This is a genomic window from Methanohalophilus sp. (genome assembly GCF_030156785.1).
Lineage (GTDB): Archaea > Halobacteriota > Methanosarcinia > Methanosarcinales > Methanosarcinaceae > Methanohalophilus.
The window spans coordinates 17,201-42,275 of the sequence record NZ_JASGLW010000008.1; the positions used below are offsets into that span (position 1 = coordinate 17,201).

Here is a 25,075-nt window from a genome sequence, read left to right on the forward strand (position 1 = left end):
TTTGCACCTGCATATCTGTTTTTTATTAATCCCATGGGGTACCTTATCATTACCCGATAGTTTTATCTGTTTATGACCATTCTATTCACAATCCCTATAAGCAGGCGGTAATCATGACCATTGATATTGAAAGTAAAGTCATTGAAGCAAAAAACGCATCTATTAGTCTTTCCAGTGTAAGTACTGCCATCAAAAATAAGGCACTTGAAAATATGGCAGATGCACTCGGTAAAAACAGGGACATGATACTTGAAGCAAACAAAAAGGATCTGGAAATGGCCGGGAAGATGCTTCAGGAAAACAAACTTTCACAGGCACTTGTTGATAGGCTGAAGGTAGATGACAATAAAATTGATAGCATGATTGCCGGAATAAAGGATGTAATAAAACTTAATGATCCAACCGGTGAAACCTTGCAGTGCCTTGAGCTTGATAAAGGGCTTGTACTCTACAAGGTCAGCTGTCCCATAGGTCTGATAGGGGTTATTTTTGAATCACGGCCTGATGTTGTTCCACAGGTAATGTCACTCTGCCTGAAGAGTGGGAATGCAACAATATTCAAGGGAGGAAGCGAAGCCCTCTATTCCAACCGCACAATTTTCAATATACTCAAAGATGCTATCAAAAACACGGAAGGTATTCCTGAAGAGGCTTTCCAGTTAATGGAAACAAGGGAAGAAGTAATGGACATTCTTTCTTTTGATGACTACATCGATTTACTTATTCCACGTGGTTCCAATGCGTTTGTAAAATATATACAGGAGAATACTAAGATACCTGTGCTGGGTCATGCTGATGGCATATGTCACGTATATGTCGACAATGAAGCGGACCTTGAAAAGGCAGTTGATGTGTGCTTTGATTCAAAAGTTCAGTACCCAGCAGTCTGCAATGCCATGGAAACAATGCTGGTACATTCCGGCATTGCAGGTGAGTTCTTGCCTGCAATGCTTAAAAAGTTCGCAGAATCGGGCGTTGAACTAAGACTTGATGAGATGTCAATGGATATTGCCCGCAAGGAAGCAATTTCCGCAAAAAACGCTACTGATGAAGACTGGTATACTGAGTATAATGACTTGATACTCTCAGTTAAAATTGTAGGCGACATGAGAGAAGCCATTGATCACATTAACAAATATGGATCACATCATACCGATGCAATTGTCACAGAAAACCAGCAGAAGATGAAGGACTTCGCAGCACTTGTGGATTCGTCAAGTGTGATGATTAATGCATCCACTCGATTTGCTGATGGGTTCAGATATGGAAAAGGTGCTGAAGTTGGAATAAGTACAAATAAGATACATGCAAGGGGTCCTGTGGGAATGGAGGGTCTTGTTATTTACAAGTATATTCTTATAGGAAATGGTGATAAAGTTGCCGATTACAGTGGTCCAGGTGCAAAGAGTTATACACATAATGAATTGAACTCAAAAATTGAGTATGTACTGTAAATCAGATTACTTACATTACCTAGGAGCCGGCACAATTGACAGACAGGAAAGAATTACTGGGAGACGTACAAAAAATTGTGGTTAAAATAGGGACTACTTCTATTAGCAGGGAAGATGGTAGTCTCGACACTGATTTTATGGAACAGGTGGCTTCTCAGGTATCCAGACTCCATAAGGAAGGCAGACAGGTAATACTGGTCAGCTCAGGTTCCATTGGAACTGGCATAGAGATTCTGGGACTTAACTCAAGGCCTCGAGAAATTCCCATGCGCCAGGCAGCAGCAGCAGTTGGACAAAGCATCCTTATGCAGAAATGGATGGAAGCTTTCAGGATATATGGTCTGAACGTCGCCCAGATTCTGCTTACATATGAATCTTTTACAAACAGGCTTACTTACCTGAATTTACGTAACAGTATATCCGCACTGCTTGATTTTGGGGTTATACCCATCATAAATGAAAATGACCCTACCTGCGTCCATGAAATTGAAGCAACTCTTGGAGATAATGACAAACTTTCCGCGATGGTTGCCAGCAAAATCGAAGCTGACCTGCTCATAATACTTTCTGATATTGATGGCCTTTATGATAAGAATCCTAAAAGGAATCCGAATGCAAAATTATTGAAGACGGTTGAGAAAATCACTCCTACAATTGAGAGTTATGGAGGAAGTCCTACAAGTACTAAAGGAATCGGTGGCATGAGAACAAAAATTGAAGCCGCCAAAATATGTAACCTTTCAGGCTGTCATATGATCATTGCAAATAGTCAGGTTAAAGACGTAATTTTGAATATCATTTATGGGCAAGATATTGGAACGTTATTTGTAGCAGATAAGGAAGTACATTCAAACAGGATAAGGTGGATTCTGCTTGCCCGTTCCGCCGGAAAAATTATAGTAGATGAAGGAGCTTGCAATGCACTTCAAAATAGGATGAGTTTGCTTCCTTCAGGAGTCATTGATATTGTCGGAAATTTCGATCGTGGAGATATTGTGGAAATTGACTGCAATGGCAAAATTTTCGCAAAGGGCATAACGGATTACACATCCGATGAACTCCAGAAAATCAAGGGTAAGCACACAAATATGATTGCTGATATTCTGGGGTACAAAAATTATGACCATGTTGTGAAAAAGGAAAACATCGCATTAATTCAGAGTTAAACCGTTATGCGAACCAATATTCCCGGTTAGCTCCTGTGAATATAACAACTGAATAACTTTTTTTGTAGTATTCAAAATATAAAACCACTTAGTTTTGCTCTTCAAAATACTTTCTTGTAAGAAGATAAGTGCTTGAAACTATGATTGTCAACAGAAATAAACCTATGAGCAAGCTTTCGGCTGTAAAATCCTGCCATGAGTGTACAGATGCCCACATTCCACTTCTGGTTACAAAAGTAGCAAAAACTACCAGTATGAATGAACAGGTCGAAAGTAATGGGGCTGTAAAAGTGAACTTTTCTTTTTTACTGTATCGGGTGTGCAGGAAAGCTGTCGAAGCAAGCCATGGAATCAAGGATGATGTTTCAACCGGATCCCATGACCAATACCATGCGCCCCAACCGAGGACTTCATAAGCCCAGAATCCTCCTAGACCTATTCCTGCAGTCAGGAAAAGCCATCCAACTCTCATCCAATCACCGGCAATGTTTTTCCAACCATCGTCATTTAAAAGCATGCCAGAAATAGTAGCTGCAAATGGAATTGTGAAAGCTGCATATCCGATGAATAGGACAGGAGGATGGACAGCCATCCATGGATTACGGAGCAATGGGTTTAGGCCCTGACCATCCTGAAGGTGATAAGCATGGACAAAGGGATTCCAATTCGATATGGCTATTGATTGGGCTTTTACATAATATACTGCAAAAGGATTATCCAATACCAATATCAACAGGTATACAGATAATATAAAAAGAGATATTGTTCGTGTATATTCCACCATTTCAGACCGATTTTGCGAGGTGTACCTCATGATCAGCAATATGAAACTGAGTGCCCATGACCACAATAAAAGCGAGCCTTGTTGCCCTGCCCACATAGCAGACAAACGGTAATACCACCCAAGATCAAGGCTTGAGTGTTGATATACATAGGTGTAAGAAGCCTCTACATTGTAGAGGTAATATAGAAAAAGCATACAGGTAAGTGAAATAAATAAAAAGGACATTATCTCAAATTTATATGATAGATTAATCTTTTTAATCTTAAAAGGAGTGGATAATAGTGCTGCTCCAAATGCAAAGATAAATGAAGCCCATATAAAAACCATACCGAAATTCATTTTTCATTTTCCTCCATGACTCTTTCCTTTTGGCAGCAATCCTTGGGCAAGTAATATGATCATACCTAAAAGCATCATTAGATTTCCGGCCCAGACAAATGTAATGAATGGCACAACCCTGACATAAAGATCAATTTTATTGTTTTTTTCATCCAATGCGCGAGGAGCTATGAAAAGCTCTTCAAATAATCCCCGGTTGATGTAAGTAGTTGTGTATGTCTGCCGCCATTTGATATCAGTGACGTAATCCAGAGTTCCCGAATCAAAATAAGCGCCATTTTTGTAAACGTCAAATTCGACATGTGTGATATATGACGATCCCGGATACTCTCTGTAAGGATTGCCCTCATAATCTGAAGTCATGTCGGTGACCATTATACTATAATCTATATCTTCAAATGAGCTTTCAATATTCTCCATATGTATTGCAGATTCTTCAATTTTCATTGTGGAACTTACAATTACTCCAAATATTATCAGCAATATACCGATATGGATGACATGAGCTCCAATTCCTCTTAAAAGTACCTTTCCTGATCTCTCATTTATAATTTTGACTAATCGATACAATACAACTAAAACAGTGCCTATAAACATTGGAAGAACCAAATCTGTTTTCCAATCTCCGGTAGGTGAAGCAAGTAAAAATAATAGGGATGCTATAACCTCACCTCCGACAAACATAAAAACTTGTTTTTGTGAATATTTTTCCACAAGGATACAGGCAGAGAGCAGCAAAACAAGTAGGATCGCAAAAGGTGCTGTACGGAGGTTGAAATACTCAGCACTCATGCTTATCTCCATGCCACTTGTTAATTTTATAACAAGGGGTGTGAGCATTCCAATTGTGAGCAATACCACGAGCACAGCAAATGAAAAGACTGTTGCAGATACAAGATTGTCTTTTGATAATAAATTAAAATCAAGCTTCAAATGCATCCCTTCTTCAAATCTGAAACTGGAATTAGGGGGGATTAAGTATATATAACAATCCCATGAAGTGGTTCTTTGCTGTTTTAACTCTTCAGTTAGACTGAATTCGTATGGAAAATACTTAATAAAGAGCCATTATATTGGAACCAAAGATTAAGGACTGATAATACGCTGGATATAGTTGTTATTGCACTCTGGTTAATGTTACCTGCATACGTTCCCAGCCCATGTGCTGCTTTTTTTGGAGGAGGCAGACCTATCGATGGAGGCCGGATAATGGCTGACGGGAACAGGATGTTGGGTGATGGAAAGACCATTCGCGGGTTTGTAGCCGGCTCCCTCTGTGGGATTATTCTGGGAATGATTCTTTTTTGGATGGGAGATCTGCAGATTTTTGGAATTGATCTTCCGTCGTTTGGTGATTCAACATACTCGGCGTTTGTAGTCACAGCTTCCCTTGCAATTGGTTCATTGCTGGGGGACATGGCTATGAGTTTTGTCAAGCGAAGGCTTGGAAAGAAAAGAGGTGCTCCTTTGCCCGGAGTTGACCAGCTTGATTTCGTTGCGGGAGCATGGCTACTTACGAGTATTACAAGTCCTGTCTGGTTCTTCAGCAATTTTACTTTATCCGTAGTACTGGCCACAATTATAGTAACTCCTTTGCTTCACATTACAACAAACATAATCGGGTACATGATGGGAATCAAGAAAGAACCATGGTAAAAGGGAGATTTTAAACATGAAACAATACACAGAAGATCATTTGATTGATACCCTCAGGGACTGCGAAGCAATTCGGTATGGGGACTTTACCCTCTCTTCCGGGAAAAAGAGTCGCTATTATATTGATATCAAAAAGGCAACTTCCATCCCCAAAGTCCTGAAGCTTATTTCGGAAATGGCTTCCGCAAAAATAAGGAGTATGCAGGTCGATAGGATCGCAGGAGTGGCTCTTGGGGGTGTACCTCTTGCAACTGCCGTATCACTGATAACAGGATATCCATTGCTCCTGATCAGGAAATCTGAAAAAGGTTACGGAACCGGAGGGCGCTTTGTAGGTGATGTGAGAAAGGGAGAAACTGTAGTTCTAATAGAAGATGTTACCACCAGTGGGGGATCGGTTATAGACGCAGTCGATGTACTCAGAAGTGAAGGTGTTGTTGTAAATACAGTGGTTGCTGTAGTTGATCGGGAAGAAGGCGCAATGGAGTCTCTGAGAGCTAGGGGCATCAAACTTGTTCCACTTGTCAGAGCATCCCGTATTCTTGAAAAAGCAGCCGGTAAGATGTGAAAACATAGATCGGAAACTATTTATTGTGTATTAGGAATCTACTATTCTATTAAAGTCTGAGAACCTGTCTATTGAAATCTATCTGACAAACTTTTTTGGAAACGAGGTTTATATATGAAAGTTCTTGTTATCGGTGGCGGAGGGAGAGAACATGCCATTGCAGAAGCTATTGCCAGAAGTCCGAAGCATCCGGAAATCTATGCGGTGATGGCAAAACAAAACCCTGGGATTGCAAGGTTATGCAAGGATTTCCTGCTTGAAAAAGAAACAAACATTGAGTGGGTGGTTGAATATACCACTTCAAATAAAATTGATGTTGCGATTATTGGACCGGAAGCCCCTCTGTCTGTCGGTCTTTCCAATTCCTTTGAATCGGCAGGAATCCCTGTGGTCGGTCCGAAGAAGGAAGTTGCCCGTATAGAGTTTGATAAGGCTTGGGCAAGAAATTTCATGAGGGATAACAATATCGATGGCTGCCCGGAATACAGGGTTTTTTCAAATGATGAAGGGCTAAAGGAATTTATTGAGAAGCTTCAGGATGTAGCTGTGAAACCTGCCGGCCTTACCGGCGGCAAAGGTGTCAAGATCATGGGAGATCAGCTGGCTGATACAAACGAAGCTTATGAGTATGCAAAAGAAATGCTTGAAAAAGGCGAGGTGGTAATTGAGGAAAAACTTGAGGGTGAAGAATTTACCCTACAGGCATTTGTTGACGGCGAAAACCTTGCTTTTGCCCCATGTGTACAGGATCACAAACGTGCTTTTGAAAACGATCTCGGACCTAATACCGGTGGAATGGGATCATACTCGGATGCCGATGTAATACTTCCGTTTATGCTTGCTGATGATCTGGAAATAGCTAAGAAGATCATGAAACAGACTGTCAAAACACTTAAAGATGTTACAGGAGTGTGTTACAAGGGAATTCTTTATGGGCAATTCATTCTTACAAAAAATGGACCTAAAGTTATTGAATTCAATGCACGTTTCGGGGACCCCGAAGCTATGAATGTATTACCAATTCTAGAAACTGATATGATCGATGTGATTGATGCGATTGCAAATGGCAAACTTGGATCTCTTGATGTCAAATTTGCAAAGAAAGCAACAGTTTGCAAATACGTTGTGCCTGCAGGATACCCTGATGACCCCGATGCTGACAAGGAAATTATTTTTGGGGACATGGGCGATGCAATTCTGTTCTATTCAAGTGTTTATGAGATGGATGGAAAGATCTTCACTACCAGATCCAGATCCGCTGCGGTAGTTGGTATTGCAGATACTATCAAGAAAGCAGAACGCATAGCACAGGAAGGAATTGAGAACATCATTGGTGACCTACATTATAGAAGTGATATAGGGACAGAAGCATTGATTAAAAAGAAAATAAATCACATGAAAGAAATTAGGGGATACTGAGATAAACTCATGGGGTTGATTAGATGAAACACCTGCTCTCAATGGCCGACCTTTCCCATGGTGAAATCATGGAAATTCTGGAAATGGCATTGGACCTCAAGGAAAAACGTGCGCGGGGCAAGGTTACAGACCTTCTCAAAAATAAAAGCCTTGGAATGATTTTTGAAAAATCATCTACCAGAACACGTGTTTCTTTCGAAGTCGGGATGGCCGATCTGGGGGGGCATGCATTATACCTGAACTACAGGGATCTCCAGATTGGAAGAGGAGAAACAATTGCAGATACTGCACAGGTGCTTTCACGATACCTTGCAGCTATTACTGCAAGGGTTAACAGCCATTCTACCGTTACTGAACTCGCAAAATATTCCACAATTCCTGTTATTAATGCACTCTCGGATCAGGAACATCCCTGTCAGATTCTGGCGGATTTTTTGACCATAATGGAATACAAGTCTCATCTTAAAGACCTCAAACTTGCATGGGTTGGTGATGGAAATAACGTTTGTAATTCCATGATCCTTGGTTGTGCCCTGATGGGTATGGAAATAGCTGTTTCCTGTCCGTCGGGATATGAGCCAGATGAGAACATCGTTGCTCAGGCAAGGGAAATGGGTGGTGAAGTTCTTATCACGGCTGACCCTCTGGAAGCTGCAACCGATGCGGATGTTCTCTACACTGATGTCTGGGTTTCCATGGGTGATGAGGATGAAAGAGAGAAGAGGCTTAATGACCTGAAAGATTACCAGATAAATTCCAGCCTTGTGGATGTTGCAAAGAACGATGTAATTGTTATGCATTGCTTGCCTGCACACAGAGGTGAAGAGATTTCTGCAGAGGTAATGGACGGTCCGCATTCAGTAGTTTTTGATGAAGCAGAAAACCGTCTGCATGCACAGAAAGCGCTACTTCTCAAACTGATGGCATAACTGCCATCTCTTTCTTTTTCAGGTTTTTACAATTATTATAACGGTTTTTATTCCTATCTACTTTTTTAATACCCTTGTCAGTTTAAGTGCCTATGTGCAAAATCCTTCCCAAAGAGGCTATATAATTCTAGAAGAATATGATCAATAAAGTCTTTCCAAGACTAGATCCAAATGGTTGGAGGTACTCCATGCCTCCAACCGACAACCTCCTCAAAAACTGTCATCCTTATTTATTGATAGTAGTGCTAGTTGGGGACGCTCCACGTCTCCAACACCTTTTCTTCTACACATTCAAATTACCAAAACCCTTAATAATCACAAGTGCTATCTATAGCCATCATAATGCGAGGGTTGCCGAGCCAGGTCAAAGGCGCTAGGTTCAGGGCCTAGTTTCGTAGGAATTCGAGGGTTCGAATCCCTTCCCTCGCACCATAAGTTTTTTTTGGCAAATCTTAAAAAGACAACTGCTCAAATTTTATCACATTGTTAGTTTGATTGGATAGGCTGTTGTAAAATCGAATGTAGTCTCTCTTTCCTTCCTGACTTTCTACATGGATCTAATCATCATCTAATTCCATAGTAAAAAACTATTTGTAAATACGGAAAATGATGCTAAATATGAGATTGGCTATTTCCTTAGATATTTTAAGTATTTGGTATATACTTTAAGGTACATTTTGCGTATGAAATCTTTCGGAAGGTATCTTGTGATTGATGAAATAAAATCAAAACGCCCCAGGGATATATTCAATGAGCTGAAATGGAAAGAAGGACTTGATATAAGCAAGTGTACCATACAGTATATTCACCGAGGAGCACCAGGAGATACAAAAACAGTTTTTGGAGATGCTATCGTGCACATAGGGCACATGTTTTTTACAATTTTCCCTGATACTATGATACCTTATCATAGAATACTCCGTATAAAATACAAAGATAAAACGATATATCAAAAAGTAGAATCTGACTAATTTGTCACTGGAAGTTCCAAAATTATGATCACAATAGACGGCTCCCATGGAGAAGGGGGTGGGCAGATTGTAAGGACTGCGGTAGCTCTTTCTGCAGTCACAGGAACCCCGCTGAAGATAGAAAATATACGTTCAAGACGGAAAGTACCCGGATTAAAGGCTCAGCACATAGCCGCTATAAAGGCGATTGCAGAACTTTGTGATGCAGATCTCAAAGGAGCAGTTATCGGCTCTCCCAAACTTGAATTTATTCCGGGGTCAATTGTATCAAAAGATATACAGATAGATATTCCAACCGCCGGGTCCATCGGACTTGTGCTTCAGGGGCTCATGATTCCACTGACAAAACTTCAGAGAAGAATTGATATCACTATCAATGGCGGTGGGACTTATGGAAAATGGAGTCCACCTCTAGTGTATATTAAAAACATCTTGTGTCCAATGCTTGCAGAAATGGGTTATGAAATATCGATTCGCATTGAAAGAAATGGTTATTACCCAAAAGGAGGTGCCAGAGTTTATGTTTCTGCCGAAACCCTGAAAGATGGAAAACTTGCGGCGCTTGATCTATCTGAAAGAGGAAAACTGCTAAAAATCGATGGACTAGCGCATTCATCATCAGATCTTGAAAAGGCAGAAGTCTCTTCTCGTGAAGCAAAAAGTGCACAGGAATACCTCTCCAGTCGGTATGATGTCCCAATAGATATTGAGGCAACTTATTCAGAGTGCTATTCCACGGGTTCAGGAGTTACCCTTCGGGCGATTTTTGAGAATGCCATAATTGGTGCAGACACTCTCGGAAAAAGAGGTGTCAGAGCTGAAGTTATTGGTCTAAATACAGCAAAAAAACTTGCAGAATATATTGATTCCGGTGCAAGTGTAGATGTGTTCTTAAGCGATCAGCTCCTGCCCTATATGGCATTGGCTGATGGTAGATCCGTATTTACGACAAATACATTAAGCAGCCATGCGAGAACAAACATGGACATAATTTCAAAATTCATCGAGGTGGAGTATTCAGTTGAAACAAAAAACGGTTTGAAAATGGTATCAATCAAGCCTATAAAACAAAGCTGATATTTTTGTAGTGAAGTGGCTTAAAGCTTATATGCATTTGTTCATAAAATCACAATCTAATTGTTTTCTTTGACTTATGGCCGCTGCTTTATGGGGTGGCTGGTGATTTCAGCGATGAGGGTCAATTAAAGACTTTCTAAAATAATTTACAAAATCAAATAAAATACTAAAAACATTTCACTGTAAATGTATTTTACTACTCGCTTTGGTATTTACAAAGAGATTTATGACGGGTTCACTCAATAGAATAAATTATTTGAGAAGTTTGCTATATACTGTTGTTCCTCGATATTTTGTATTTTCAATCCATCATAGCAGCAACGGTTTTGAACTCGGCTTTGCCACTGGAGTTATCAAGTACAACCAAAGAACATCGTGCCTTCCAATAGTGGGAAAAGTAAAAAATGAAAGGGGGAGAATTATTCCCCTTTCACCTTATCCCTCAGGAACTTGTGCAATATGCCGCCGTTTTTACAATATTCCACTTCAATATTGGAATTGAGTTTCACAACTACATTAAACGATTTTTCACTGCCGTCTGCAGTCTTTGCCACAACCTGCAATTCCCCTCCGGGTTGTATATTTGAAACACCAAGGATGTCAAATATTTCGTCTCCTTTAAGACCAAGGGTTTCTGCACTTTCACCATCTTTGAATTGTAATGGAAGAACACCCATCCCCACAAGGTTGCTCCGGTGGATCCTCTCATAGGATTCGGCTATTACAGCTTTTACACCAAGCAGTTGTGTGCCTTTAGCGGCCCAATCACGTGAACTGCCTGTGCCGTATTCCTTGCCCGCAATGACTACAAGCGGGATATTGTTCTTCATGTATTGCATGGCTGCGTCGTAAATGAACATCTCCTCTCCTGTGGGAAGATAGATTGTCCATGGACCTTCTTTACCAGGTACAAGTTTGTTTTTAAGACGCACGTTGCCGAAAGTACCACGCATCATTACTTCGTGGTTTCCTCTTCTGGAACCGTATGAATTGAAGTTTTCTTTGGAGACACCCTTGGAAATAAGGTATTTGCCTGCAGGATAATCCTGCGGAATTTGTCCTGCAGGAGATATATGATCCGTTGTTATGCTATCACCCACAAACACAAGTGTCCTGGCATCCTTTATGTCACCCATGTTACCAATGTCAATGGGAAACTCCTGGAAGAATGGCGGTTCCTGGATGTATGTAGATTCTGTATTCCAATCATAAAGTAATCCTTTGGGTGCATCGAGTTTTCTCCAGAGTTCAGATCCCTTGAATACGTTAGAATACTCCACTTCAAACATTTCCGGTTTCACGTATTCAGTGATGTAGCTTTCAATTTCAGCACTTGTTGGCCATATTTCCTCAAGGTATACAGGCTGCCCGTTTGGATCACAGGCAATTGGTTCAGAAGTGAGATCAACGTCAACAGTACCTGCAAGAGCAAAAGCAACCACAAGCATCGGAGATGCAAGATAGTTGGCTTTGACATATGGACTAATCCTGCCTTCGAAATTCCTGTTTCCGCTGAGGACAGCAGCTACGGTCAAATCTTTATCTTCAATCTGCTTTGAGATGGATTCACGAAGCGGTCCACTATTTCCAATACATGTAAGACATCCATAACCTACAAGATGGAACCCCAGTGCTTCAAGGTATGGCATAAGTCCTGCAGCCTCAAGATACTTGGTCACTACCCGTGAACCAGGTCCGAGACTTGTCTTCACAAATGGCTTGACTTTTAATCCACGCTCAACGGCTTTTTTAGCCACTAAACCTGCTCCTATGAGAACTGCGGGGTTTGAGGTGTTGGTACAGGAAGTTATTGAAGCAATAACCACTGAACCATGTGACAGGGAAGGAATTTCATCTTCACATTTTATTTTTGAAATGCCACTGTGATGTTCGTGGGTTTTTTCCACTACACTATATCCTCCTTCCTCAAGCCAGCGGCTGTATTCGGAATCTTCCTCAAAACATCCACCCCTTTTCATGGCAAAAACGTCTTTTATTGTCTGGTGGAAGTTAGCAGGCATATTCTCAAGCAATATTCTGTCCTGTGGTCTTTTTGGGCCAGCAAGAGAAGGTCTGACAGAACTCATATCCAGCTCAAGCGTGGAGGTGTATTCGGGATCGGGTGCGTCTGCCAATGCAAATAATCCCTGTTTCATGCAGTAAGCTTTGACCATTTCCACGTGCTCCTGGCTCCTGCCTGTCATCAGCATGTAATCAAGAGTAATATCATCCACCGGGCAAAATCCCATGGTTGCCCCGTATTCCGGACTCATATTGGAAAGAATTGCCCTGTCTGTGAGAGTTAATTTTCTGTAGCCGGGACCATAGAATTCAACAAACTTGCCAACAACGCCGTGTTCCCTAAGCATCTGGGTAACGGTAAGTACAAGATCAGTGGCGGTTACGCCTTCCTGTAATTCGCCATAAAGTTTGAAGCCCACAACTTCGGGGATTGGCATATAGTATGGCTGTCCGAGCATTACAGCTTCAGCTTCAATTCCACCGACTCCCCAACCAAGAACACCCAGACCATTTATCATGGTAGTATGGGAATCAGTACCCACAAGGGTGTCCGGAATACCAACGAGTTCGCCGTTATGTTCCTTAAAATGGACTACCTTTGCAAGATGTTCTAGATTTACCTGGTGAATAATGCCGCTTCCAGGAGGAACTACACGGAAATTGTCAAAGGCATTCTGTGCCCAGTGCAGCAGTTCATATCTTTCCCTGTTTCTTTGGAATTCCTATTTCTCATTGCATTCCTGTGCATTGCAGCTTCCGTAGCAATCTATTTGGATGGAATGATCAATAACAAGATCTGCTGGAATCACAGGATTTATTTCCTCCGGCTTTCCTCCAAGCCTTGCCATGGCTGACCTTATTGCGGCAATATCAACAACTGCAGGTACACCGGTAAAATCCTGTAGGATTACCCTTGAAGGAATAAAAGGAATGTCGGTTTGTGGGACATTGTTTGCAGCCCAGCCTGCAAGACTTTTTACGTTATCTGCGGTTACAACGTTCCCATCAACATTTCTCAGAAGGTTTTCAAGCAAAACTCTTATTGAATAGGGCAGAGAGGCTACATTACAAAGTCCTTCTTCTTCCAGTTTGCTCAGACGGTAGATAGTAATTTCTTTTTTATTAAATGTGAAAGTATCTTTTGCTCCAAAAGCGTCGGATTTATCATTCATCATTATTACACCTGCAAAATTTCATGTGTTAGACCGACATATTTTACACACGGTCTTATCAACCTTGTTATCGAATACTGTTCAAGACTGTACGCTATCCCATCGGAAACCCTGTCAATTCCAATAACACTATTGTGAGTTTGGGAGGATTTTCGGGTATTTATAGACGACACCTGATAAAATAAACGTTTGAATATATAGGTTTGCTTTCAATTAGGATGAATTTTCGGATATGTTTAAGTGAGATTGCAAAAATAATTTAAATACAAATTTCCGGATTGTCCCAAGGACATTTTGTCCAGATAGTTCTCGGGAGAGGGAACACATGAAAAGATAGTATTATTCGGTTTATTACAGTGATCGCTACGACGGTGGTATTGATAAAGAGAGCAGATCTGGGAAAAGAAGGTGTGCCCTTTGTTAAGACACTCATCCAAGGTATCAACAAAAGCTGGTCTTCCTCCAGGCACATTGATGAAAGTTGGAGAAAAGCGGTGCGAGAAAACCACCATTTCTGTTATTGACTATGATTCAAAAAGCTTTGAAGAGCAAACTGTTGAAAGGGTGGAAGATATTTTCCCTTACAAGGATACAGCGAAAGTAACATGGATCAATGTGACCGGAATTGACAACATCGATGTTATTGAGAAAATAGGTTCTTATTTTGGCCTGCATCCCCTTGTTCTTGAGGATATTCTCCACACGAACCAGCGCCCTAAGATGGAAGATTTTGGAGATTTCCTGTATATTGTTCTTAAAATGCTGTATTTTGAAGAAACAGAAAACGATATTATGGCAGAGCAGATAAGCCTGATTCTGGGGAAAAATTATGTGATTTCATTTCAGGAATCTGAGAAGGATGTATTTGGTCATCTGCGTGAAAGAATCCAAAAATCAAAAGGAAGGATCAGGACAATGGGGTCTGATTACCTTGCCTATAACCTGATGGATGCAATTGTGGACAATTATTACATCATGCTGGAAAGATTGGGGGAATATATTGATGACATCGAAAAAGAGTTAATCGGCGATCCCGACCGGGAAATACTGGAAGAGATAAATTACCTGAGAAGTGAGATGATTTTTCTGAGAAAAGCCGTCTGGCCACTAAGAGAAGTCATTCGTAATCTTGAGCGAAGAGATTCACTTCTGATACAGGAAAAAACAGTGATTTTCCTGAGAGATCTTTATGATCATACTATACAAATAATAGATACCGTTGAAACTTACAAAGAAATGCTTTCCGGAATGATTGAACTGTATCTTTCCAGTGTAAGCAACCGTATGAACGAAGTTATGAAAACACTGACTATAATTGCAACAATTTTTATTCCCCTTAGTTTTATTGCAGGGGTTTATGGAATGAATTTCGAGTACATGCCAGAGCTACAATGGAGATGGGGGTATCCTGCAGTGTTGGTAGTGATGGTCATGATTCTTCTCTTAATGGTTTTCTATTTCAAGAAGAAAAGATGGCTCTGAAAAAGCGGAGATGAAATTATTCATTAAAATCTCTCATTCTTGATTTTTCAAATCAGGTATTTTTCATAATAAGGGAATGGTAAATCATACTCTCACGACAATTCCACGTAGTAGTCTCCCAAGTATATCGGAACCTGTTATGATTCGTTTTTCATCAGGTCCCCAATAGAGAAGGAGATCCATGTCAATAACATCATCATCCGGGTGTACTGAATAGACCTTCAGTCTCGGAATTACACTATCCAGTTTTGTATCAGGAGATGTAATCACTATTGGGCGATGGCAATATGCAAAAGGATTAAATGGTTTTTCCCTGAAAAGGACATCTCTGAGGAAACCATCGGCATCCATTACCATTACAGGCTGGAAAAGGTGATCCGTTATTATTACCCACTTTTTACCAGATATATTAATCCTTTTGAGAAACGGATCGGAAGGTTCCCGTGTTATTTCCGGGAAAACCGGAAGCCCATTTTCAATTGGAAGCGTAATAATGCTATCTGGATCTATGACAGAACCTTCCTCAGAAATACTTATGTCGTCAATTGAAAGGAAATTCAGAGCTCCAATACCTTCAAATCTTCCTATATCTGTTTTTGAAGATTTTATGTGTTTCTCAAGCATTATGCGGAAAGAATTTTCCTTGAAATAAGTCATCTGCTCTTTTCCAAGCCAGTGATCAAGCATCATAGCTGTAGGTTTTGCCACAGGGTAGAACAGAATTTGATATAACCTGACCATCGGCACAAGCTATGCACCAGCACTCATAGCTTTTCTTGTGAAGTAGGCCTGTGGGGCAATTTCTCCAAAACATGTGATAAAGACTGCTGAAAATATGAACGCTGCAGTTCCTGTCATAACAGAATCAGTTAGCAGCGCAATTAAGACGTTAACACTAACATTACCCCATAACAATGTAGTTAGCAGGTAATTTGAATCCTTTCTTATTTCCAGTATTTTTGCTGCACTTTTGTTGCCAGCTTCTGCTTCGGTTTCAAGCCATAAGCGAGTTAAACCAAAAAGCCCTATCGTAAGCCCGGAAAACAAAGCAGATTGTACCAAACAAAGAAAAATCAGGATCCAGATGACTAGGTTCATATTACTTCATTTACCCCAAATCGTGATCAGATTCATGTACACAATTGTATTATGTTAATTATGATTTATATTGCTACCCATAGGGATTCATCCATATACTAAAATGATTCAGGATTGTTTGCGCTTTTTTTAATCGAATACTCCATTGGGTATTCCTGAATGCAAACAATCCAAGACATTGCCTCCAAGTACTTAATATACCCAAAGTATGGCTTCATTGTTTGTACATGGTATGAATCCTATCTCAAAAGAACAACATGATGTATTTTATTCAATTTTTGTTAATGAATTACTCGATCCTTACTCACTACTCTCAAAGAAACGAATTATTCAAAAAAGCAGAGCAGTTTTCGATGATTTTTATGGGGGTAAATGAACAAGAGTCTGAATTTATTGTTTCTTTGAAAATTATCTATTCCGTTTTTGGGTGTAGAATGATAATCGTAGATTTTTTATGTCTAAAATGTGCGGTGGCTCAATCATCTTGCATAGCAATCTATGGGAAAATCATGAATTGATTTCATGAGATGCTATATTGAAAACACTGAATAATAAAAATAGAAATGCTCCGATGGGGATTCGAACCCCAGTCACAGGAGTGAGAGTCCTGTATGATTGGCCGTGCTACACTATCGGAGCACACGTACTAACCACCTAAATACGGATTAATCTATATTAATTTTTTGTTCTAAAAAACTAGAGAGGTGGGTTATACAAACATCCCACCGGGTAGTGGCTGTTCGTCTTCCGTGGTAACCTTCTCAAAGGCATCAAGCAGATCCTTCATGGTAACTTCCTCCTCTCTGCGGCGGAGCACAAACATACCTGCTTCCTTCACAATAATCTTCAGGTCTGCACCACTGAGGCCGTTACTCATCTTTGCAAGTTTCTCAAGGTTCACGTCCTTTGCCAGATTCATTTGTCTGGTGTGAATCCTCAGGATTTCCAGCCTTGCCTTCTCATCAGGAAGCGGAACTTCAATTATCCTATCAAACCTTCCCGGTCGAAGCAGTGCCGGGTCCAGCAAATCAATACGGTTTGTTGCCGCTATGATTTTGACATTGCCGCTGGGATCGAACCCGTCCATCTCGGACAATAACTGAAGCATTGTTCTGTTTACTTCAGCAGAACCCGTTGTACCGTCATGGGTTCTCATTCCGCCAACGGCATCAATTTCATCAATGAACAAGATAGATGGTGATTTGTCCCTTGCGAGCTGGAAAACGTCTTTTACAAGCCTTGCGCCTTCACCGATAAACTTCTGCACAAGATCCGAGCCGGACATGCGGATAAACGTGGCATGTGCACTGGACGCCACAGCCTTAGCGATGAGTGTTTTCCCTGTGCCGGGTTCACCATACAAAAGGACGCCGCTTGGAGGTTCAATACCTATTTTCTCAAAAAGCTCGGGTTCTGTGAGTGGAAGCTCGACAGCCTCGATGACTTCTTTGAGCACGTCTTCCAGTCCTCCGATCATATCATAACTAATCCCCGGGGAATTAATTACTTCCATGACCTGCGCCCGCGCATCGGTGGCCTTGCTAAGTACGTCTATAATTGCAAATGCCGCATTGATAGAAACCCTTGAGCCAATTTCAAGTCGGTGTGCAAGTTCAGGTGGAATGGTAGTCATAACTTCCTGATTATTGCCATGCTGGCGTAACAGCGCCATGTCTCCATCTATCTCCATCACACTAGCTATAAAAAATGGTGGAGAGGTTACCCGATCCAGTTGCTCTTTAAGTTTGGATATTTCCTCGAGATAGCTATTTGCGAGCAAATTTGATTCAAGCAATTTTGCTCTTAAGCCCTCGTTCTTAAGCTTAAGCTCCTCGATTTCTCGGACAAGGCTCTCATAATCCGTTTTTTCATTAAATGCAGCCGTGTTATCCGAGTTTTTAATCTCTGTGGGTGTTCCTGCATCAGCATCTGTCATGTGGACAGCCTATAGATATCATCCAATATAAACCCAACTATAGTATCTTCTTTTGCAGGCAAACGCTAAAAAATCTTTATTCACTGTTTTCACAATCACATTGTTAGTTTTTATTCATTCTTTGTTTTTCAATTTTAAAGCCAATAATAGATTTATTTCTGAATTTAAAGATTAAATAACACTTTAATACAGTCTAAAACTAACCCCTTCATTTCCACTGGAAATTAGTTATATATCTATAGATTATTGCTCTAATTAGTTTCTTGATATGTCGATAGAGCCATTAAAAATACAGGGCTTTTTGTATTATTATAGCTTATTATGGCATTAAATTCTGCAAAAACAGTATTCTACAGTAATCTATTAGAAACATTTATATGTAATCAGTGTTTACTATTAATTTGTCAAATCACATTATATTTGTAATGTGAATTGTAACCACAACTTCACAATAAACTTGCAAGCCATCGTCAGAGGGGATGAGTGGTATTGCGAATTCATACGTCTGAGGGGATGGATGGATTCATCAAGAGGCTTGAGGATGAAGGTTCGGCTAGAAGTGTTTGATGACGATGACAAGGAAATCGCCACTATCAGACTGGAAGGTGATGGCTGGGAACAGAAACTAATTCAATTCATCGAGATGATTGGTGACACGCAACCTCCATCAGTCGAATCTTCATCCAGGTCCATCCAACAACCACAGGTTCCTCCACAACCAGTGCCACAAATGTTCTATCAATATTATCCTACCTGCTGGACACAATTTCCACCGCAGTATGCGCCTCAACAAAATACTCTTCCCGTACCACCACCCACCACTCAGGAACATATTGGGAAGCATGCTGCGGTGGAAAAGTCCAGCCGATTTGTTCGGAATGAGGCCACAGGTACTCCACTAACGATAAGTGAGAGGCTTGAACTGTTTTTGAAATATGAGTTTCCAAGGGTATGGGCCACTTCACAGGACATCCAACAACATTACGAAACCATCTACGGACCCATCAAACTGAGTACCGTTTCAACTTACCTCTCCAGAATGTTCCACAAAAACCTTGTTGAGAGGCGAGGCAACCGTAACCGCAGGGAATATCTTTTTGTTGGCGACGAAAATCCAGTTGAAAACAGCCAGAAAAATGCTCATTTATACCTTCACAGGGTATGATTTAAATTAGTGTATTTCCTAATTGAAGACAATGTCTTCAGGTTCAAGTTTCCAAAAGGGCATTTCATTGATTTTTTTAGGTATTTTTTTTCTTGTTATAGGATTAATAGTGAAAGCATTTGAGAACAGTGGAAGCAATTCAGAGTTTGGCGGAATTATTCTCATAGGGCCATTTCCCATTGCTTTTGGTTCTTCTCCTGAAATCACAACAACAATGTTGTTTGTCGGAGCTGCCCTCTTTATTTTCTATATGATCCTACGGAGGGGAGTATGATGATTGGTGATTTTCTAATAATTGTGGGAATGATTTTGCTGATCTATGGTGTACTACTGATGGTAAAATCAGGCGTATCTTCACAAAACAATGGTAAAAAACAAAATGGCAGCGATTCTGGTTTTGAAAATACGGTCAGGGAGCAATCGCATTTTTCCGGCGGTGGCGTGATAATGATTGGACCAATTCCAATAGTATTTGGCTCAGATAGCAAGGGAGCTGAAGTTGCGATGAAACTTGCTGTTGTGCTAGTTCTCCTCTATATTATACTGTTTGTCTTTTTCCGCTGACTACAGGATTACATATTTACACTTTCAAAACACACTGTGAAATGCAATGCCATCGTTTGAACTTGTGTCAGAATTTGCTCCGAAAGGCTCCCAGCCACAGGCAATAGAAAAGCTTAGTACCGGTATTCTGGAAGGACACAAACACCAGACATTGCTGGGTGTCACAGGTTCGGGGAAGACGTTCACAATGGCCAACGTGATTCAAAACGTGCAACGGCCAACACTCGTCATAGCACACAATAAAACACTTGCAGCACAGCTGTTTTCTGAATTTCGTGACTTTTTTCCTAACAACGCTGTGGAATATTTTGTCAGCTACTATGATTATTACCAACCGGAAGCCTACCTACCGACAACTGACACGTATATAGAAAAAGATTCACACGTAAACGATGAAATTGACCGTCTTAGGTTGTCTACAACACGTTCTCTTCTTGAACGCAGGGATGTCATTGTTGTTGCGAGTGTTTCCTGTATTTACAATCTTGGTTCACCACAGGAATGGCGAAACATGTCTATTTTCCTTAAACAGGGCGAGGAAATCGGCAGGAAAGAACTATTCGGAAGACTGGTGGACATCCAGTACAACAGGAATGAAATTGAATTTACGCAAGGCACATTCCGTTCACGTGGTGACACTGTAGAGATATTCCCGGCGCAGGATAATCGGGCTGTCAGGGTTGAGCTGTTTGGGGATGAAATTGACAGACTTAGCTATTTTGAACCCCTAACGGGCAAAACGATTGCAGAAGTTGATCCTGAATCAAATGTTATGATCTATCCAGCCAAGCATTTTGTTATGCCAATGGAACACATGGATCGGGCTCTGAGGTCCATTGAAAAGGAAATGGAGGCAAGGGTCGCAGAACTTGAATCTGAAAACCGTCTTATTGAAGCCCAGAGGCTTTCCCAGCGTACTAAGTTTGATATTGAGATGATTGAAGAGTTGGGTTACTGCAACGGAATTGAAAATTACTCACGCCATTTTGACGGCAGGATGCCGGGCGAACCCCCGTCTTCGCTGCTGGATTTCTTCCCTGATGATTACATAACTTTTATCGATGAATCCCATGTAACTATCCCCCAGATAAGGGGGATGCATAATGGCGACAGGGCACGGAAAAAATCCCTGGTTGAATACGGATTCAGGCTTCCTTCGGCTTTTGACAACCGACCGCTTAACTATGAAGAGTTCGAGCAACGCTTGAACCAGACCATCTATGTTTCTGCGACCCCCGCAGATTATGAGCTGGAATTGAGCACTCAGGTGGTGGAACAGATTATTCGTCCTACAGGGCTCGTTGATCCTGAAGTTTATGTAAGACCTGTGAAGAATCAGATTGATGACCTGATGGCTGAGATCAGGAACGTTACCAAAAAAGGTTACAGAACTCTTGTTACAACTCTCACCAAAAAAATGGCGGAAGATCTGACTGATTACCTTCTTGAGATGGGAATTAAAGTTCGCTATATGCACTCGGACATCGATACACTTGAAAGGGCGGAAATTGTACGCTCCCTCCGAAAAGGAGAATTTGATGTACTTGTGGGAATTAATCTTCTCAGGGAAGGGTTAGATATTCCGGAGGTATGCCTTGTTGCGGTGTTGGATGCGGACAAGGAAGGTTTCCTGAGATCGGAACGCTCTCTTATACAGACAATTGGTCGTGCTTCGCGAAATGTTGACGGCTATGCTATTCTTTACGCTGACAAAGTAACAGGTTCCATGCAAAGGGCCATGGCTGAGATGGATCGTAGGCGGAATCTCCAGCTTGAGTATAACAAAATTCATGGCATTACTCCTCAGAGTATCACTAAAGCTATTCAGCGGGAACTCGTGGAGTCAGAAGAATCGCTAGTTGAATCGGTGCCAGAATTTGCAATTGCCGAAAACCTGTCACCTCTTGAGCTTCAGGATATGATTATTGACCTCGAATCTGAAATGCATGAAGCTGCCCGGAATCTTGAATTTGAGAGGGCTGCAATGCTCAGGGACAAGATCCGTGTTTTGAAGGAAGATTAACCCTAAATATTATGCAATACTTGCAATACCTGATGGAAAACCCTCTGCCGAAAGGGTTATATCTAAAAAAAGGCTATGAAGGGATACCCGTGCGCTGATGGTCTAGTGGCTATGACTGAGGCCTTCCAAGCCTTAAACCCGGGTTCGAATCCCGGTCGGCGCATTTCACCCCTTTTGTTTTTACATTACAACAGTTTTTTATTCCATAGTGATTCTATTTTCCATTATGAGAAGCTTTTCTGTTGGAAAGGTCATTGAAAGGCTGAAACTAACGATCAAATCGGCTTGAGGTTTATTGCATGTATAGTGAAAAAGCACCATTAAGTGCTGCGATGAAAGTTTTTCTGTGGGGAGTTTTTTGCATATTGCTGGCAGTGACTGCCTTTTCTTATTTCTCACTATTTGGTTTCGGGGCAGATCGCGAAGAATTCTACATTGTAGCTTTTGTTTTTGTGGTTTATTCGATTGCAATGCAGGGTATCCTGAAATTGAAATATTCGGTAAGCTCGGAAGGTGTGCTTGTGAGTTACCCGCCCCTGAAATACCGGATTCCTTTTTCTGAAATCGAATCTGTGGAACTTGAGCCCGGACTGGGTGTTTACATGGGTTGGGGCTTACGGGTACATGGAAGGACCCTTGTTTTTGCAAGTTCTCATGACACGGGTGTGCGAATCAGAAAGAATAACGGGTATTTCAGAAGCGTTATCCTTGTGAGTTCCAACCCTGAAAGGCTCAAAAGCCAGATCGAAAGCATGATGGGAAGCATGGCAAATACAGAGAAAAGAAGTTGAAAATAGATTGAAATATCTCATTTTCGTAACATTAATATGCCAGTGCGCTATCTGTTAGCTATCTTTTGCGGGGGTTGCCCAGCCAGGCCAAAGGCGCAGGGCTTAGGACCCTGTCTTGTAGAAGTTCGTGGGTTCGAATCCCACCCCCCGCACCAATCTTTTGTGATATAGTTAACTAGGAAAAATACCACTCTTCTAAAAAATTGTGTTTTTAGAGGTTAGGATTGTACCCACTGCAGTAAAAGTCGTTAAAGCATACAGATTGAGGAAAACACGCCTGATTTTGACATTCCTGTGTTCTTTAAAAACATCCTGGATTTCCTCGAGATTTACGTCAAATTCCTGCTTGCCCATACAAAAAATCCTTCTCTGCCTGTAATCATCTTCTCTTCCAGCAGTTGGATTCATTCAGATTTTACCATTTTCGTTGCCTAGATATTTTTTAAATTTGAGAATAAAAAGAGCTCCGTGTGGATTATTGTTTTCTACCTGTATTGAACCATAACGATCCATTGCAGTTTTGACAATGTATAAACCCATTCCACCATTACTTGTGGAAAATCCTTTATCAAAAATCTTCTTTTTTATGGAATCATGTATGCCGGTCCCGTTATCACTTACTATGACTTCTACTTCATCTTCTGTCTCTTTTACTTTTATATCAACAGTATCTGCCTTCCCATGTTTAATTGAATTTTCTAGCAGGTTTTCAAAAATTGAATATATGACCTCATCGGCCATGACTGTGGCATCGCCTTCTATGTTTATTTTCAAATCATATTGATCATGTAATTTTTCAAAAACCTTATTTAATTGAAATGGTTTGAGTTTTTTCTCAAAATCCAGTGTTTTTTCAAATATTTTCATTTCGTTTATCCGGGAAATACTCTTTTCTACTGCTCTTTTAATCATATCAAGATATTTGTCATCCCTTTTATTCCTGAATAAATCTACAGACATTAAAATTACATTAAGGTCATTGAATATGTCGTGGCGAAGGATCTGGTTGACTGATTTCAGTTCTTTTATGAGCCGTGCCTGCTGTATTTGTATATCCTTTTTTTCTGTGATATCCTCATACACTGCAACAACATTTCCATTTGCAAGTTTGTAGATATCGTTGTCCCTCCATCCTTCTCTTTTAGAGTCATAATAGTGGAAGGGGTCTATATGAATATGATTGCCTGTATTCCAGACCCTTCTTAAATTATCCAAAAAGCCTATTTCTCTGGAGTTGGGGAAAACGAAAGTAATTTTTTTCCGATGATATCTTCCTTTTTCACCCCTTCTATTTTTTCCACTGCCGGATTTATATCCTTGATCAGGAAGTCTTCTCCGTTGTCAACCGGTTCATAAACAACTACTCCGCTTTTCATTGTCGTGAAAAGATTTTTGTATCTTTCTTTTTCCTGATTTAATTCCCCGAACAACATCTCATAGGGGTTGTCAAGACTTGAAATTATCACTGCTTTATAGATCAGATAAAATGAAATTAACTTACAAAAATGTCCTACAAGGTTTGAAAATCCATACACACTTATGTAGAAAGTAAAAGCGAGTTCTGCAATTATGGTAAAAACAATAGCCAATGACAGATCTCTGTACACATTGGGTAGGAAGTTATTTCTTTTTTGATGAAGTAATTTGAGTGCTATTAGCAGGATTAAAACTATCAGGTATTCGCTGTATATTTTAAAAGAAGTCAATCCTTCTCCTTCTATGTAAGAATCCGGGAAATATCCGCCAAAAATTGAAACAATCAGGATTGTTGTTATGATAAAATAGGTTATTGTCACATTTGATGCTTTTATTTTTTTTCCAATGAGGGAAAACGATACTACGAGAGTCAAACTTTCCAGATATCTTGCTGCTATCCACAGTTGGGTGGGTAGATTTGCATCATAGCCGGAAAATATATTCATGCCCTTATATGCAAGGGTATGTAAAAGGTCAATAGAGGCTATGAACAGGTATGCAATTCCCGTAATCAGGACGTAATTATTTTCTATAATATCTCTGCGGTTCCAGACTATCAGGAAAAAAGCAAATGCAATAATTATGCTGAATAATTCCACAAGGGAATGGAATAAAAGATAATTGTAAAGGCTTATAATATACAACCCGGTGATTGCCACTATTAGAAAGATGATATCAATATTTTTTCGAACATTGGTATTACTTTGATGCATATATGGCCTTCTTAATGTGAATGGAAGTAACTGCAAATTCTAGAATATGGATCGGTTTTAGTTATATATTATTATATTTGTTGTATTTAGCCTATTTCAAAACTACTAATTATTTTCAGTGAAGAATTTATTCATTTATGGCTGTAATAGTAGTTTTTTCTAAATTAAAGTGGGATAAAGCTGTTGTTTCATAGAAATTCTCTCAATTAAATTTATTCATATTATACAACTCAAATGGACTATTCTCATATTTTTAACAGCATTATCCCC

21 protein-coding genes, 4 tRNA genes and 2 pseudogenes are annotated in these 25,075 nt (G+C 40.4%); 17 read left to right on the top strand and 10 right to left on the bottom strand.

Features of this window, described 5'->3' with window-relative positions; translation table 11 throughout:
* Window positions 1-83: 83 nt before the first annotated feature.
* Together PWQ49_RS05560 and proB are read left to right on the top strand one after the other, a co-directional pair.
* Window positions 84-1,454, top strand: coding sequence for a glutamate-5-semialdehyde dehydrogenase (locus PWQ49_RS05560; RefSeq protein ID WP_300608973.1), 1,371 nt, complete (start codon window positions 84-86; stop codon window positions 1,452-1,454).
* A 35-nt stretch (window positions 1,455-1,489) separates the two neighbouring features.
* Window positions 1,490-2,620 (top strand): glutamate 5-kinase, encoded by a 1,131-nt coding sequence (gene proB / locus PWQ49_RS05565; RefSeq protein ID WP_300608834.1) that lies wholly within the window; start codon window positions 1,490-1,492, stop codon window positions 2,618-2,620.
* Between the two features lie 88 nt (window positions 2,621-2,708).
* On the opposite strand, the gene ccsA is transcribed toward proB, so the two are convergent.
* Both ccsA and PWQ49_RS05575 read right to left on the bottom strand, forming a co-directional pair.
* Entirely contained in the window at window positions 2,709-3,743 is a 1,035-nt protein-coding gene (gene ccsA / locus PWQ49_RS05570) for a cytochrome c biogenesis protein CcsA (protein WP_300608836.1), read from the bottom strand.
* 3 nt (window positions 3,744-3,746) lie between these two features.
* The gene (locus PWQ49_RS05575; RefSeq protein ID WP_300608838.1) at window positions 3,747-4,676 is read right to left on the bottom strand and encodes a cytochrome c-type biogenesis CcmF C-terminal domain-containing protein; all 930 of its coding nucleotides are present in this window, start codon (window positions 4,674-4,676) and stop codon (window positions 3,747-3,749) included.
* 177 nt (window positions 4,677-4,853) lie between these two features.
* On the opposite strand from PWQ49_RS05575, the gene PWQ49_RS05580 reads away from it, so the two are divergent.
* The 7 genes from PWQ49_RS05580 (at window position 4,854) to rtcA (ending at window position 10,363) form a co-directional block, all read left to right on the top strand.
* Window positions 4,854-5,399 carry a CDP-2,3-bis-(O-geranylgeranyl)-sn-glycerol synthase gene (locus tag PWQ49_RS05580; RefSeq protein WP_300608975.1) on the top strand — a complete coding sequence of 182 codons (546 nt, stop codon included), beginning with the start codon at window positions 4,854-4,856 and terminating at the stop codon, window positions 5,397-5,399.
* Between the two features lie 16 nt (window positions 5,400-5,415).
* Window positions 5,416-5,967: an orotate phosphoribosyltransferase gene (pyrE, locus tag PWQ49_RS05585; protein ID WP_300608840.1), complete on the top strand. Its 552-nt coding sequence runs from the start codon at window positions 5,416-5,418 to the stop codon at window positions 5,965-5,967.
* A 114-nt stretch (window positions 5,968-6,081) separates the two neighbouring features.
* A complete protein-coding gene (gene purD / locus PWQ49_RS05590) occupies window positions 6,082-7,386 on the top strand; it encodes a phosphoribosylamine--glycine ligase (protein WP_300608842.1) in 1,305 nt (434 codons plus the stop codon).
* Between the two features lie 23 nt (window positions 7,387-7,409).
* Window positions 7,410-8,315 carry an ornithine carbamoyltransferase gene (argF, locus tag PWQ49_RS05595; RefSeq protein ID WP_300608844.1) on the top strand — a complete coding sequence of 302 codons (906 nt, stop codon included), beginning with the start codon at window positions 7,410-7,412 and terminating at the stop codon, window positions 8,313-8,315.
* A gap of 344 nt (window positions 8,316-8,659) precedes the next feature.
* Window positions 8,660-8,747 (top strand) — tRNA-Leu (locus PWQ49_RS05600).
* 275 nt (window positions 8,748-9,022) lie between these two features.
* A complete protein-coding gene (locus PWQ49_RS05605) occupies window positions 9,023-9,286 on the top strand; it encodes an RNA repair domain-containing protein (protein ID WP_300608846.1) in 264 nt (87 codons plus the stop codon).
* 24 nt (window positions 9,287-9,310) lie between these two features.
* On the top strand, window positions 9,311-10,363 hold the full coding sequence (rtcA, locus tag PWQ49_RS05610) for an RNA 3'-terminal phosphate cyclase (RefSeq protein WP_300608848.1): 1,053 nt from the start codon (window positions 9,311-9,313) through the stop codon (window positions 10,361-10,363).
* Window positions 10,364-10,782: 419 nt separating this feature from the next.
* Here rtcA and acnA read toward each other — a convergent pair.
* Window positions 10,783-13,560 (bottom strand): annotated as a pseudogene (acnA, locus tag PWQ49_RS05615) (aconitate hydratase AcnA).
* A gap of 405 nt (window positions 13,561-13,965) precedes the next feature.
* Between acnA and corA the strand changes: the two are divergent.
* Window positions 13,966-15,039, top strand: coding sequence for a magnesium/cobalt transporter CorA (gene corA / locus PWQ49_RS05620; protein WP_363321816.1), 1,074 nt, complete (start codon window positions 13,966-13,968; stop codon window positions 15,037-15,039).
* Between the two features lie 84 nt (window positions 15,040-15,123).
* Here the strand turns inward: corA and PWQ49_RS08320 are convergent, their stop codons facing one another.
* The 4 genes from PWQ49_RS08320 to PWQ49_RS05635 form a co-directional block, all read right to left on the bottom strand.
* Complete coding sequence (locus PWQ49_RS08320) at window positions 15,124-15,780, bottom strand: hypothetical protein (protein ID WP_363321817.1); 657 nt, start codon at window positions 15,778-15,780, stop codon at window positions 15,124-15,126.
* A 9-nt stretch (window positions 15,781-15,789) separates the two neighbouring features.
* On the bottom strand, window positions 15,790-16,137 hold the full coding sequence (locus PWQ49_RS08325) for a CNNM domain-containing protein (RefSeq protein ID WP_363321818.1): 348 nt from the start codon (window positions 16,135-16,137) through the stop codon (window positions 15,790-15,792).
* 564 nt (window positions 16,138-16,701) lie between these two features.
* A tRNA-Glu gene (locus PWQ49_RS05630) sits at window positions 16,702-16,776 on the bottom strand.
* Between the two features lie 70 nt (window positions 16,777-16,846).
* Window positions 16,847-18,073, bottom strand: a complete 1,227-nt coding sequence (locus PWQ49_RS05635; protein ID WP_300608852.1) for a proteasome-activating nucleotidase — start codon at window positions 18,071-18,073, stop codon at window positions 16,847-16,849.
* Between the two features lie 541 nt (window positions 18,074-18,614).
* Here PWQ49_RS05635 and PWQ49_RS05640 point away from each other — a divergent pair.
* From PWQ49_RS05640 to PWQ49_RS05670, 7 genes are all read left to right on the top strand, one after another.
* Window positions 18,615-19,238 carry a hypothetical protein gene (locus PWQ49_RS05640; RefSeq protein WP_300608854.1) on the top strand — a complete coding sequence of 208 codons (624 nt, stop codon included), beginning with the start codon at window positions 18,615-18,617 and terminating at the stop codon, window positions 19,236-19,238.
* Window positions 19,239-19,269: 31 nt separating this feature from the next.
* Window positions 19,270-19,512, top strand: a complete 243-nt coding sequence (locus PWQ49_RS05645) for a DUF131 domain-containing protein (protein WP_300608855.1) — start codon at window positions 19,270-19,272, stop codon at window positions 19,510-19,512.
* Window positions 19,509-19,802 (top strand): DUF131 domain-containing protein, encoded by a 294-nt coding sequence (locus PWQ49_RS05650; protein WP_300608857.1) that lies wholly within the window; start codon window positions 19,509-19,511, stop codon window positions 19,800-19,802. The genes PWQ49_RS05645 and PWQ49_RS05650 overlap by 4 nt, the downstream gene beginning before the upstream one ends.
* 46 nt (window positions 19,803-19,848) lie before the next feature.
* Window positions 19,849-21,825 (top strand): excinuclease ABC subunit UvrB, encoded by a 1,977-nt coding sequence (uvrB, locus tag PWQ49_RS05655; RefSeq protein ID WP_300608859.1) that lies wholly within the window; start codon window positions 19,849-19,851, stop codon window positions 21,823-21,825.
* 91 nt (window positions 21,826-21,916) lie between these two features.
* A tRNA-Gly gene (locus PWQ49_RS05660) sits at window positions 21,917-21,988 on the top strand.
* Between the two features lie 136 nt (window positions 21,989-22,124).
* Window positions 22,125-22,616, top strand: a complete 492-nt coding sequence (locus PWQ49_RS05665; protein ID WP_300608861.1) for a hypothetical protein — start codon at window positions 22,125-22,127, stop codon at window positions 22,614-22,616.
* Window positions 22,617-22,683: 67 nt separating this feature from the next.
* A tRNA-Leu gene (locus PWQ49_RS05670) sits at window positions 22,684-22,771 on the top strand.
* A gap of 97 nt (window positions 22,772-22,868) precedes the next feature.
* On the opposite strand, the pseudogene PWQ49_RS05675 reads toward PWQ49_RS05670, so the two are convergent.
* From PWQ49_RS05675 to PWQ49_RS05685, 3 genes and pseudogenes are all read right to left on the bottom strand, one after another.
* Window positions 22,869-22,964 (bottom strand): annotated as a pseudogene (locus PWQ49_RS05675) (NYN domain-containing protein); the annotation flags it as partial.
* A 60-nt stretch (window positions 22,965-23,024) separates the two neighbouring features.
* A complete protein-coding gene (locus tag PWQ49_RS05680) occupies window positions 23,025-23,831 on the bottom strand; it encodes a HAMP domain-containing sensor histidine kinase (RefSeq protein WP_300608863.1) in 807 nt (268 codons plus the stop codon).
* Between the two features lie 5 nt (window positions 23,832-23,836).
* Window positions 23,837-24,805, bottom strand: a complete 969-nt coding sequence (locus PWQ49_RS05685) for an MASE3 domain-containing protein (RefSeq protein ID WP_300608865.1) — start codon at window positions 24,803-24,805, stop codon at window positions 23,837-23,839.
* Between the last annotated feature and the right edge of the window lie 270 nt (window positions 24,806-25,075).